The sequence below is a fragment of the Chryseobacterium sp. II3a genome, assembly GCF_057815135.1.
Map to the genome: position 1 here is coordinate 528857 of NZ_JBYPZJ010000002.1, position 12896 is coordinate 541752.

At 35.4% G+C, this 12896-nt stretch carries 15 protein-coding genes; 12 read left to right on the top strand and 3 right to left on the bottom strand.

Translation table 11 applies throughout. The features are described 5' to 3' along the window. Positions 1 to 213: 213 nt before the first annotated feature. Both AC3HD6_RS07165 and AC3HD6_RS07170 read left to right on the top strand, forming a co-directional pair. Entirely contained in the window at positions 214 to 1038 is an 825-nt protein-coding gene (locus AC3HD6_RS07165; RefSeq protein WP_488895726.1) for a universal stress protein, read from the top strand. 220 nt (positions 1039 to 1258) lie between these two features. Continuing rightward, positions 1259 to 1720 (top strand): hypothetical protein, encoded by a 462-nt coding sequence (locus AC3HD6_RS07170; RefSeq protein WP_488895727.1) that lies wholly within the window; start codon positions 1259 to 1261, stop codon positions 1718 to 1720. Between the two features lie 73 nt (positions 1721 to 1793). Here AC3HD6_RS07170 and AC3HD6_RS07175 read toward each other — a convergent pair whose 3' ends face one another. Then, complete coding sequence (locus AC3HD6_RS07175) at positions 1794 to 2663, bottom strand: ATP-grasp domain-containing protein (protein ID WP_488895728.1); 870 nt, start codon at positions 2661 to 2663, stop codon at positions 1794 to 1796. 290 nt (positions 2664 to 2953) lie between these two features. On the opposite strand from AC3HD6_RS07175, the gene AC3HD6_RS07180 reads away from it, so the two are divergent. The 5 genes from AC3HD6_RS07180 (at position 2954) to AC3HD6_RS07200 (ending at position 5888) form a co-directional block, all read left to right on the top strand. Then, a complete protein-coding gene (locus AC3HD6_RS07180; protein ID WP_488895729.1) occupies positions 2954 to 3886 on the top strand; it encodes a hypothetical protein in 933 nt (310 codons plus the stop codon). 101 nt (positions 3887 to 3987) lie between these two features. Continuing rightward, complete coding sequence (locus tag AC3HD6_RS07185) at positions 3988 to 4497, top strand: hypothetical protein (RefSeq protein ID WP_488895730.1); 510 nt, start codon at positions 3988 to 3990, stop codon at positions 4495 to 4497. Beyond that, a complete protein-coding gene (locus AC3HD6_RS07190; RefSeq protein WP_488895731.1) occupies positions 4494 to 4841 on the top strand; it encodes a tRNA-binding protein in 348 nt (115 codons plus the stop codon). Before AC3HD6_RS07185 ends, AC3HD6_RS07190 begins: the two co-directional genes overlap by 4 nt. Positions 4842 to 4856: 15 nt before the next feature. Further along, the gene (locus AC3HD6_RS07195; RefSeq protein ID WP_488895732.1) at positions 4857 to 5558 is read left to right on the top strand and encodes a 3'-5' exonuclease; all 702 of its coding nucleotides are present in this window, start codon (positions 4857 to 4859) and stop codon (positions 5556 to 5558) included. Positions 5559 to 5561: 3 nt separating this feature from the next. Further along, complete coding sequence (locus AC3HD6_RS07200) at positions 5562 to 5888, top strand: SUF system Fe-S cluster assembly protein (protein WP_027372057.1); 327 nt, start codon at positions 5562 to 5564, stop codon at positions 5886 to 5888. A gap of 244 nt (positions 5889 to 6132) precedes the next feature. Here the strand turns inward: AC3HD6_RS07200 and AC3HD6_RS07205 are convergent, their stop codons facing one another. Beyond that, a complete protein-coding gene (locus tag AC3HD6_RS07205; protein ID WP_488895733.1) occupies positions 6133 to 6969 on the bottom strand; it encodes a sulfurtransferase in 837 nt (278 codons plus the stop codon). Positions 6970 to 7155: 186 nt separating this feature from the next. After that, positions 7156 to 8004 (bottom strand): hydroxymethylglutaryl-CoA lyase, encoded by an 849-nt coding sequence (locus AC3HD6_RS07210; RefSeq protein WP_488895944.1) that lies wholly within the window; start codon positions 8002 to 8004, stop codon positions 7156 to 7158. A gap of 187 nt (positions 8005 to 8191) precedes the next feature. Between AC3HD6_RS07210 and pepT the strand changes: the two genes are divergently transcribed. The 5 genes from pepT (at position 8192) to AC3HD6_RS07235 (ending at position 12805) form a co-directional block, all read left to right on the top strand. Then, positions 8192 to 9439, top strand: a complete 1248-nt coding sequence (gene pepT / locus AC3HD6_RS07215) for a peptidase T (RefSeq protein WP_488895734.1) — start codon at positions 8192 to 8194, stop codon at positions 9437 to 9439. 4 nt (positions 9440 to 9443) lie between these two features. Further along, complete coding sequence (locus tag AC3HD6_RS07220) at positions 9444 to 10010, top strand: energy transducer TonB (RefSeq protein WP_488895735.1); 567 nt, start codon at positions 9444 to 9446, stop codon at positions 10008 to 10010. Positions 10011 to 10189: 179 nt separating this feature from the next. Then, a complete protein-coding gene (locus AC3HD6_RS07225; protein WP_488895736.1) occupies positions 10190 to 11497 on the top strand; it encodes a hypothetical protein in 1308 nt (435 codons plus the stop codon). 165 nt (positions 11498 to 11662) lie between these two features. After that, on the top strand, positions 11663 to 11887 hold the full coding sequence (locus tag AC3HD6_RS07230; RefSeq protein ID WP_488895737.1) for a hypothetical protein: 225 nt from the start codon (positions 11663 to 11665) through the stop codon (positions 11885 to 11887). A gap of 153 nt (positions 11888 to 12040) precedes the next feature. After that, positions 12041 to 12805: a T9SS type A sorting domain-containing protein gene (locus AC3HD6_RS07235; RefSeq protein ID WP_488895738.1), complete on the top strand. Its 765-nt coding sequence runs from the start codon at positions 12041 to 12043 to the stop codon at positions 12803 to 12805. Positions 12806 to 12896 lie beyond the last annotated feature (91 nt).

Genomic DNA, 12896 nt, shown 5'->3' on the forward strand with positions numbered 1-12896 from the left:
ATGTAAATATAAAAATAGATTTCAGAAGAGTTTTCTCTATTTTCAACGAGACCGCCAAAACCATACCTGAAACGTAAAATAGACGAGTTCAAATGAAGATGACGTTTCATCACCTGAAAAATACATTTCATCATCATTTTATACAACATCACAATATTTTTATTATAACTCTTGCTTTTCCTGTCTTAGTTTTACAGTATTAAAATCGGTACAATGAAAACAATAATTGTCTGCACAGACTTTTCCCAGGAAGCTGAAAATGCGATTCATTATGCAGCTTCTCTGGCAAAGGAAAACCAATATCATATTGTTCTGTTCAATCTGCAAAGCGTTTCTATCCATGCTCTGAATGCTCAGGCTTCTGCTGATTTTTTCTACGAACAGACTCTTAAAAACCAAAAGAAACTTACAGATAAAGCTTCGGAAATCGGTAGTTTATATGCTATAAAGACAGCATATCACCTGGCTTCGGGGAGCTTCATTGAGGAACTTAATAACTGTTTACAGACTACTAATGCTGATTTTATCGTGATGGGAATGGCAGAAAAGACTCTTGAGCAAAGACTTTTGGGAAATAATGTCATCAAGGCTATTCACAGGATTAAAAAGCCTATATTAATTATTCCTGGCCATATAGAATACACAGGTATCCGAAAAATTCTTTTTGCCTATGACACTCATAAATCCATAACATGGTCTACAATGAATGACATTTATACCTTTATTAATGAGTTCAATGCTGAAATTGAGGTATTTAATGTAGGTGAGCGTGTAGAAGATTTTACGGAAGTTATACATGACATTGATCTGAATTCCGGCTATGACCTAGATGATATTAAATACAGCTTCAAGATGATTCAGTCTATTGAAATCACTAAAGCGATTGAGGAGGAAGTAAAACTGGTTAATGCTGATCTGCTGACCATGGTTCCTTACCGGTACAATCTTGTGGAATCTCTTTTCCATCGAAGCAAAACAGCCATCATGGCTTATAAAAATAAAGTTCCATTACTATCAATCCCCCTAAACATAGATTAAGGCTCAATCAATAAAAATCAACATTTGAATTATCCTTTTTTGCCTTTTTAAAGGTTAAATTTTACACTTAATCTTGTTTAATAAGACCGGAGTTTTCTTCGGTCTTATTTTGATTTCTAACCCATACTCTCTGCAAATCAAATAGAAAGATCAATATTCAGATTAAAACAATCTTTTTTATTATAATATAAATTGTACTTTTATTGTAAAACAAAGTATTATGAAATCTAATTATTTTTATTACAGATCCCTTACTTTCTGTCTGCTGCTCATCGGAAGTATTCCTTTGACTGCACAAAAGATCAGTAAACAATGCCTGCAAAAGCTGAAACTGACTTCTGATAAAATTATATTAACCTTCAATCATTATGAACAGCCTGTTCAAACTGAAATTATCATCGATCCAGCTAATTCCTCTATCAGAACGACGATTCAAATGCCCAATAAAAAAGATAAAAAGGTCACCAATTATAAGATTAAGGAAATTAAATGTGAGATGAATGAAGAATTGACGTCTGGAAATATTGTATATAGGATAGAAAATAATAATCCTGACGGAAGCTTTTCAGACGGAGGATTTATACTGAAAACAAACCCGCAGGGATTAACTTTCTCCAATACAACTGACTCACCAGAGAATACAGCAATTATTCCTGTTTCAAATATGGAGGTTATAAAATAATTCTAATTTAAAAAAAAGCCTCCTACGCTGTCAACGTAGAAGGCCATCCTTAATATAATAATATAAAAAACTATCAGGAAATCTGAGTTGTTAATGCCTGATAATAGTTTTCTTGTAACTCATTGCTGCCATTGAGAAATAAATAGGGCTCAATAAGCTCCAGTTCCATTAAGTGAAACGAGTTGTTGATTAATACACCATCTACTCTCGCATACAATGTAGGTTGAGATAAGCTTTCTAAATATACCCCAGCCTGCTTTATATGCAATAGATCCGGCGTGGGATAGCTGATGCTTCCACCATGATAATGCTGCACTCTGAAATCTCCCTGTTTAGGTATTTTTAACGAACAATGACTGTATTTCCCGTTGAAAAACACGAATGACCATTCCCCATTTTTGATTTCTTCTACGAAAGGCTGTACCATATAATCCTGATCTTTCAGAAATTGGTCTATCCCTTTAGAACGTTCATCAAAATTATCTCTGCTGATCGTAACAGTATTCTGTGCACCAGCACTCACACAAGGCTTCACTACAAGTTTATCTGCATTAAGAAGATCAAAGAAATGATGACCAAAAGAAGAGCCTTTTTCCAGATATTCTGATGCAATAACCGGAAGCTGCTTATCGGCGATATCTTTCAGGTAATGCTTATCTGAATTCCACTTGATGATTTCTACAGGATTTAAAACTTTAACCCCTACTGTTTCAAGATGATCCAGCCAGTTCAAAAATTCGTTTAAGTGGTTATGATAATCCCACGGAGACTTGATCACCACAACGTCAAAACTGCTCCAATCTATATTTTCATCATTCCAAATGGTAGGAACTACATCCAGACCTTTGTCTTTTAAAAAGCCGATTAATTCTGAATCCTCATCATTGGCCACTCCCACCGAAAACCGATCTTCTTTTTTAAAGCCTACTAATGTAATTTTCATGTTTCCGTTATTATGCTTTTTTCTTAGTATAAAATTGCAAATAAATTATGAATGAACACAGACACAGATTTCTTTATTTAAATGGATACAGCCATAAACAATAAAATCCATTATAATAATTTTAAAATATTCTGAGGGCTGCATCATCCTGTATTTTGTAGATTTGTTCAACAGATAACAATTCTGAAAAATGATAATATATCCGGTAAAAAATGAAATTACCCATTTGGTAACGAAAGAAGATATATTACATTTAATAGAAAACATGAACACTTAAATTACAGATTTTAATGAGTACACAACAGGATATTGCAAACGCCATGAAAGGCTGCAGTATTACAACCGGCATTGTCCGCTATAATGATTTATTTTACCTTTCAATGGTTGATAACGAGCAATTAAAAGATGGCCGCAAACATTCATATGATACTGAACTTGATAGGGGTATTTGGGGATGCGACCTGCTAAATTGGCTCGTAGTTTCAGAAGCGGTTATCCATTATCCGGAAGAAAAATGCATCAGGCTTGGTGAATATGGACAGATAGAAACCTCTGGTGGAGGTGAAATTACAACTGAAAAAGAGATCACGGAAAATGGAGGACCCCAAAAAAGAGGACCTTTAAGAGAGATTAATGCTATTGAGGGCAAAGCTTACGCTGTGGGCACCTGCCGCCAGGTCTATATGAGAACAGACAGGGACCAATGGAAATGTCTGGATGAAACAGCACAGATCTATGCAAAAGACGAAGAAAAATATGACAAATGTTTTGAGTCTGTGGCTGGATTCTCAGATAATGAAGTGTATTGTGCCGGCTGGGAAGGTGACTTTTGGATGTATGATGGTAATCAATTCAGAAAAATAGAATTAGGAATTAAAAAACATTTAACAAAAATAAGAACAGCCAGTGATGGTCTTATCTACGGATGTGGTATGGCTGGAGTTATTATTAAGGGGCGTGGAGACCATTGGGAAGTCATTGAAACAGAGCATGAAGACCTTTGGGGGCTGGTAGAATTTAATAATACCATCTACATTTCAAGTTTATATACTATTTATGAATTAATAGGTCAGGAATTAATTCCTGTTAATTTTGATAAAGATATTGAACCATTTTCCTGCTATCATTTATCCGCAGCTGATGGAATTATGTGGTCTATTGGAGCAAATGATGTGTTAGAATTTGATGGAAATAGCTGGAAAAGAATTCTAAAATTGGAATGACCCTATTCATTGGTCAAAGCAAAAGCTAAATTTAGATTTTCTGCATGACGATCAATGGGTTTCTCAATATTTTAATACATTTGTTATAAAACATACTTCAAATGAATTTCGAGCAGGTTAATCTACACCTTGAAGCCTATAAAGAACATAACCAGATTCTGGATGCTGCACAATATCTGATCCACTCTTTTGAGCTGGAACATGATAATTTTGCAGGATTTGGATTCAGGGAAGAACTTTCTCCTACTTCGATGCTTCTTACTGCAGAAGGAGAATTGGGTGGGCCTCAAACAGTGATGATTCCCAGAAATTTATTTGATTTTGACCTGAACCTTGTCCTGAATATGGTTGCTCACGAAATGCTCCATGTAAGACAAAAGGCTCCGGGACAGGTGGTTGAAGATAAAAATGAAAGAGAATTTCAGGCGTATTATGAAATGCTCTTTCACAAAGTCTTCCCACAAGTTCCTGAAGTTTCAGACTTTCATAAAAAATTCTTTGGCGGAAAAGCCCTGGAATATTATAAAAGAATGGGTGAAGGCTCAGAACTACAACAAAAATATGCAGAACAGAAAATAGAAGTAGAACATTTAATTAATACATTACCATGAACGTAAAACCAGACATAACTTGGGCAGATTTTGAAAAAATAGACATCAGATGCGGAACGATTCTTTCAGTAAATGATTTTGAAAAAGCCAGAAATCCTTCCTATCAGTTGGAAATAGACTTTGGTGATTTGGGAATCAGAAAATCATCTGCACAAATTACTTCACTATATCAAAAAGAAGAACTGGTGGGAAAACAGATCTTAGCTGTCGTTAATTTCCCTAAAAAACAGATTGCCAACTTCTTCAGTGAATGCCTGGTTTTAGGATTATACGGAGAAGATAAAAGCGATGTCACTCTTTTAGCACCTTCATTACCTACTAAAAACGGAATGCAGGTAGGATAGAAAATAAAAAACACAATGATACAGAACATACCATTAGAAAAGGTCTTATTCCTTGATATTGAAACCGTTCCACAGGCTGGTTCCTGGGACGATTTATCTGAAACCGATCAGCATCTTTGGGATAAAAAGACAAAATTTCAAAGAAAAGACGATGTTTCTGCAGCTGAATTTTATGAAAGAGCCGGAATCATGGCAGAGTTCGGAAAGATCATATGCATCACGATCGGAATGGTGGAAAAGAATGAAACCTTAAAGATCAAAAGCTTCTCCGGACATGATGAGAAAAAAATGCTTCAGGAGTTTGGAGAGATATTCAACAGTCCGAGGCTTTATAATGTAATTCTTTGTGCCCATAACGGAAAAGAATTTGATTTTCCATGGATTGCGCGAAGATATCTCATCAATGGGATGCAGCCTCCGGCTCCATTCCAGATGTTTGGAAAAAAGCCTTGGGAGATTCCTCACATAGACACTATGGAACTATGGAAATTTGGAGATTATAAAAGTTTTGTATCATTGGAATTACTGGCTCATGTCTTTGGTATTCCCACTCCAAAGGATGATATTGACGGCTCAATGGTTTCATCAATTTACTACATAGAAAAAGACTTGCAGCGAATTGTTGACTATTGTGAAAAAGATGTCTTAACTTTGGCGAATATTTTCCGGCGTATGCGTCAGGAAGATTTGTTGAAAAGGAATATCAATTTAGATTAAAAAATGAAATTTACAGACGATCAAATTGCAGACATTGGTGAAGAAATCATCAGTGTGCTAAAAACCGTATATGACCCCGAAATTCCGGTAGATATTTACGAATTAGGGCTTATTTATGATGTGCAGATCTCCGATGATGCTGACGTAAAAATTATAATGACCCTTACCACTCCCAACTGCCCGGTAGCAGAAACTCTGCCTCAGGAAGTTAAGGATAAAGTAGCAGAAGTAGAGCATGTAAAAAGTGTTGACCTTGAGCTTACTTTTGAACCGAGCTGGAATAAGGATATGATGAGTGAAGAAGCAAAATTTGAATTGGGAATGCTATAGACCTTAAGTATTGCTTCGCAGATAGAATTAATATTACCCATTATTATTCAGTGATCAGATTAAAAAGATAGCAACAGCTTTCTTAGGAGTATATAAGCTTTATTTATTTTATAATAGGAATAGGATTTATCATTATTTCACTGCTGCAACTGGATAAAAGTAATATAGAATTGAAAATATAAAAAGGATGTCATACTCTGAGACATCCTTTTTTGCATTGTTGAATCCTAAATTCGGGTCATTTTTACACTTCTTTCGCTATTGTTTTCCCCTCTCTTCTGCTCCATTCACTCCATGATCCCACGTATAGATTCGGGATTCTAAAACCGGCATGTGCTAGTGCTAAAATCGTATGACATGCCGTAACCCCTGAACCACAATGAATAATCAGACTTTCAGGCTTATCTTTTAATAACTGAGTATATTTTTCTTTCAGCACTTCAGGACTCAGGAAGAGTCCGTTTTCATCCAGATTTTCAGAAAAAGGAATATTAATGGCTTTCGGAATATGCCCCGCAACCAGATCAATGGGTTCAGATTCTCCTCTGTATCGATAAGCATCTCTTACATCAATTACAGTAGAAGTATTGTTTTTTAACTCATTTTCAACATCTTCCAGACTTGAAATCGGAAGAGACCAATGTTCCTTTTTAATTGGTGGAGCCTTCTCAAACGTTTCTTCTCCTGACGAAAATTCCATAGTATTATTTTCTGCAGCCTGTATTCCGCCATCCAAAACCTGCACATTTTCAAACCCGAAAGCTCTCAACATCCACCAGGCTCTGGCAGCAGCATTTGAACCGTTTTTATCATCATATACAACAATATGAGCATTTTCAGTGATCCCGAGGTTGGAAAGTATATCTGCAAATTTTTCCGGGCTTGGAAGCGGATGCCTTCCTCCAAAAGCAGCATCTGTTCCTATTTCAGCCAAGTCTTTATCCAGATCAATAAATCTTGCTCCTTTAATATGTTTTTCAAGATAATTTTGCTTTACATCTTTACCCGTTCTTGCATCAAGAATGATGAGGTTACCTGTTGGAAGGTTTTTTAATTCAGAAGGTGAAATTATTGGAGACATTTTGTTGAATTTTAGGTTATTTTAATTAGGTTTTTTTGCTAAAGCCAATGGATTGATGAATATAGTAAAGCGGACTAAAGTCCGCTCCTATTTATATTTTCAATGTAACACATATCACAGAGATTTCTCAGATTCTAATTTTCCAGTTTTCTTATCTGCGTAACTTGCGAAAGATTTTAAATCATTTTAAAAATGGAAAATATCTTTAGCCTTGTTGTAAGAACTTTCAAAGTTTAAAAGATTCAGCTTGTGATCTACTTTTTCAACACTCATAAAGTTGATTACCTGCTCCGTAGGCATATTTCCTACCAAGTCATCTTTAGCCATAGGACATCCGCCAATTCCTTTGATGGCACTATCAAATCTTCTGCAGCCTTTGTCATAAGCAGCTTTCAGTTTTGAATAAGATTCTTCATAACGGTTATGGAAATGTCCTCCGAAATTGATTCCAGGATATTTTGATGGAATTTTTTCAAATAAAAGAGCAATGGTTTCCGGTGTTGCCACCCCTGTTGTATCAGAAAGCAAAATGTCTTTTACTCCAATATCTGAAAACCTTTGTGCCCACTGGTCTACATCTTCCCATTTCCACATTTCACCATACGGATTTCCAAAAGCCATAGAAAAATAAATATTTAATTGTTTTCCTTCGCTTTTTACCAGTTCAAGCATTTTAATAATCTCATCAAAAGCCTCTTCCTGGCTCTTATTGGTATTTCTGTGCTGAAATGTTTCAGAAATAGAAAAAGGAAAGCCCAGGATATCCACAGACTGGTGCTTTAGTGCCTTTTCAGCACCTCTATAGTTCCCAATAATCGCAGAAACCTTAGTCTTTGAGCGGGATTTATCAATATTTTCAGCTACTTCATTGGAATCAGCCATCTGGGGAATTGCTTTTGGAGAAACAAAACTCAGGCAGTCCAACACATCAAAACCAACATCCATTAAGGAGTTGATATAATCTATCTTTTTATCTGTAGGGATAAATTCTCCCCATCCCTGCATAGCATCTCTAGGGCATTCGGTAAGAAACATTGGTACTTTCATTTTCTCAAATATAGTAAAACTAAACTATTTAGTATACTGTACATACAAAGCTAACATTGTTTTGATTCTCAAAGTTTTATATTTGATTTATAATTTCAATACCTGATATTCGGTTGCAAATAATACATTCTGAGCATCAAATTTGCTAACTTTGTTAAAATTTAGAATAAATCTGATGAGTACAATAGAATTCAATCCTTTATGGAAAGAGAAATTACTGAACCGTTTTCTTAGTTATGTAAAAATATATTCTACAAGTGATGCAGAAAGTGAATCTACACCTTCTACTGAACGCCAATGGGATATTGCCAATTATATTACAGAAGAACTGAAAACAATCGGTTTAGAAAATGTTTCAATTGATGAACACGGTTATATTATGGGCTATGTTCCTTCTAACCTTGAAAATGATGACAGACCTACGATTGGGTTCATTTCACACTACGACACATCTCCTGATTTCAACGGAGAAAATGTAAATCCTCAGGTTTGGGAAAATTATGATGGAAATGACCTTCTATTAAACCAGACTACAGGTTTCACTTTATCACCTTCAAGATTTGAAAGCTTAAAAAAATATATCGGCCAGACGTTAATTACTACTGACGGAAATACCCTTCTTGGAGCTGATGATAAAGCAGGTTGTGCAGAAATTGTAACAGCAGCAGAATATCTTATCGCTCACCCTGAAATCAAACACGGAAGAATTGCAGTAGGATTCACCCCTGATGAAGAGATCGGAAGAGGTGCGCACAAGTTTGATGTCGCTAAATTCGGTGCTGAATGGGCCTATACAATGGATGGTGGAGAAGTTGGAGAACTTGAATACGAAAACTTTAACGCTGCCGGTGCTGTGGTAAAAATTCATGGACTAAGCGTACACCCAGGATATGCTTATGGTAAAATGATCAATGCGGCTTTATTAGCTTCTGAATTTGCTCAAATGTTACCTGCCAATGAAACCCCGTCTACCACTAAAGGGTTTGATGGATTCTATCACTTAATGGACATTACTGCTGATATTTCTGAAGCGAAACTCCAATACATCATCCGAGATCACGACGCTGATAAATTTGAAGCAAGAAAGAAATTCATGGAAGAAAAAGTAGCTGAATTCAACCAAAAACATGGTGCAGGAACCGCTGAAGTAGAGATCAAGGAACAATACAGAAATATGAAACAGCAATTTGAAGGTAAAATGCACATTGTGGATCTTGCTGCCAAAGCGATGACAGAGGCAGGTATTGAACCTAAGATCAAAGCGATCAGAGGAGGTACAGATGGTGCTCAGCTTTCTTATATGGGACTTCCTTGCCCCAATATCTTTGCAGGAGGAATCAACTTCCATGGGCCATATGAATATGTAGCATTAGAAAGTATGGAAAAGGCTACAGAAGTGATTATTAATATTGTAAAAGCTTAACAAGATGAAAAGACTCTTAGCATTAGCATTCATAGTATCTTATACTTTCGGAAGTGCTCAGGTATCAGCATTTCAAAAGGCTGATTCTAAATATGAAAGAAAGAAAACGGCATTGTACAACAAATACCCTAAGCCTAATGATCTCAGAACTAAGCTAGAGTGGCTTCTTACGGAAGATAAAATAACATCTTATAAAAATGCTTTAGACAAAATTTCCGAAGAAGAAAAGAAAGTATTAGCCAATGATCCGCCCGTTAAAACTAAATTGACAAAAGAAGCGGAATACGAAATGGGAGTAACAGCCTTTCAAAAATCATTGTATGATGCTGTTGATCTTGCTTTCTTAAATTATGCATCAGATTCCTATAGAGCCACATTAAGCTTTATAGTAGATTCTAAAGGAAATGCTTTTGATGCTCACGTAAAGGGAAACAATGAAGATGTAAATGCATTTATTGAAGCTGCTTTTTATCGCATTAAAGAAAAAGGCAAGTGGAAACCTGCAGAAGCTAACGGAAAACCGGTATCATCTGCTGTATCGATTCCTTTGGTTTTAAAATTTAAAAAATAAATACTATAAACCCGCTGCAAAAGCGGGTTTTATTTTTCTTGTTTCATTAAAATCACAAATAAACAAGTACAAAATACAAATAACACTGTAAATCATTATGTTAGCAACACTAATTTAATGAGATTATTTTGTAGCCTTTAAATAATTCACCTAATTTAGAGAGAAACAAATTTACGCTTATGAAAATGAAATCTAACTTCTTAAAAATCAGCAGAAAATTTCATTTCTCAATTCTTTTAGCTATTTTCTGCATGTTTCTTTTAATGTCTTGTTCTCAGGATGATCCGGCGGATGATCCTGTTGAAAAAACAACGGAGTCCGCAGCAATGAAAACCTTAGGAAATCTGACTTTACAAAAAAATGTGATTATTCTAAATGATGAATCTGTAAATGCCATTTCTTCTCATCATGAGGGAACAATTACATTTGACCATGTAACACCACAAACAGATAGTATTTCAAAGGGAACTGTTATTGTAGGGACAAAAATAAATGGGGATCAGGTGAATACCATTCTATCAAAAGTAACTTCCGTTGCTAAGATCAATAATAAATTTATCGTACAAACCTCCAGTGCTAAGCTTGAGGAATTTATCTACAGCGGAACTTTAAGCGGGATCTATGATCCCTCAGATAAAGCACCGTTAAGCATCAATGGGAAAATGGTTAATTATGTACCTGTCGAAGGTTTGGTATCCAAAGAAATCAATAATAGAATTCTTTCTATTGAAGCTCAAAATCTTCAAAAGCAGAAAATAGTTGAATTCAATCGTTTCAATTTTGACAAAACCTTCTCCTTTCCTTTATCTTCAGCCGGAACATCCAGTGTGAATGTAAAAGGAGGGTTCACTCCTAAAATTGATTATACTATTTCTTTCTCATGGGGCCATTTATCTGATTATTATGTAAATCTCATTATGGATGACATCAAACTTCAGAGCACGGCAAGCATTGTAGGAAGTCTTGGTTATACGGCAAGCACTACAGATTACCTGAATATTCCAATTGCTCCTATCGTGCTGGGACCCACAGGACTTATTTTAAGCCCTACCATTTCTGCGGGGCCATTTCTTGGATTACAGGCCACAGGAAAAATACAAGGACAGCTTCTGGATCTTGAAGGAAATGCCAGCTTTCTTGTAAGCAAAACACCAGCTCTGAATATTAACCTTCAAAAAAAATCAGATCCGGCAATCACCGGATTGGAAGGAAATTTGTCTGCAGAGGCAGGTCTTGAGGCAAAAGGAGCTGTAGGACTTCTATTTCTCACTATACCTATCGCTAATTCAGGATTAAGAGGAAGGGCTTCTGCACTCTCTTCTTTGGGCTTAACAGTTATTCCTGAAAGAAAAGGTGTTTTTTCTGTAAAAGGCAGAATTCAGGCGGATATGTTTTATGGTTTTGGGATTGCCCCATTAAGATATGAAGGTACGATTCCTCTATTTAAAAAAGAATATTTGCTCTATCAAAAGGATTTTATTTTTTAAAGAAAAAATTATAATTATAGACAAGCCGTATATGTAGCGGCTTACCTTTGTTTTCAAACACCTTATACTAGGCTTATTTTCAGCTATTTAAAATAAATTTCCCTTATATTTACTTAGAATACAAAATCATAAAACTGTAACATTTACTATTAAACTATGAAACAAATGAAAAAACTTTTGAGAAGGGATCTTTCAACTATTCTTGGTAACGGAATAGACAGTTGCCATATGGGCGGAGATTCTTATAATTGCCAAAATGACTGCCAGTGCACATGGGGAAAAGCCTGTGAAACATATGAAGACGGAAGCCCAGGGCAGTGTATTGCCGTTGGAGGTGGCGGTACTGGCGGATGTACACCGCCTACAATTTGTGTGGAAGAACCTTATTAATAATACATACGATCGGAAGTAATGATACTTCCGATTTTCTTTTCATCTGAAAATAGATTTTTGTCATAGCATTTCTACCTTTTATCAAATAAAATTCATGTTCATCTTTCAGATCTGTTGTTTTGCACCAAATTCATTAAACAACAATCACTTATGAAAAAAACTCTTTTTTCACTAGCCATTATTGCAGCAAATTTTGTATTTGGCCAAATGAACCTTGAACACTCTTATACTTCTGACAGCAGCCATTGGGATGTTTATTCTGACAGCAACACGTCTCATTATCTGATTGGTAAAGGGAATAATACTTTTGATATTTATAATGCTAATCATACACTGTATAAAACACTAACACCCAATATCCCAAATAACTACCTTTATATTCCCGAATTGCTCAAAGAAAACTACTCTATTTCAAAACATATTTTTAATACGGATGACCAATTAGAATTTATGCTCACTTTTATCAATAATCAAGGTGGGCAACACTTGATGCTGATCATCAATGAAGACGGAAATATCATCAAACAATTTGGTAATGAATATCATTCTCTATATCAGGTTTTTCATGATGCTGTCTCTAATCAGAACAAATTTGTCATTTCAAAAAGTTCAGGTACCAATACTATTACAGAAGTTTATGCTTTGCCTACATCTACATTAACTACTTTAGAGATTCAAGCACAAAATAAAAGTAAGCTTTCAGCTTATCCTGTTCCGGCAAACAAACTTTTAAATATTATCAATCCCGGAAACGGAGGCCAGAATATTCAGATTTATGATGCCTCAGGAAAAATGGTGCTTTATAAAAGCTTTAGCTCAGGGGAGAAAAACATTTCCGTTGATGTAGAATCTCTTAATGCAGGAGTTTATTTGTATAAAATTGGAGATCAAAGCTCTAAATTTATTAAGAATTAAACCTTCTGCCATACCAAATATACAATCTCATTTCACTTGAAGTGAGATTTTTCTTTTAATGATTAAAAAATAAAATGGTAATACCAACGGC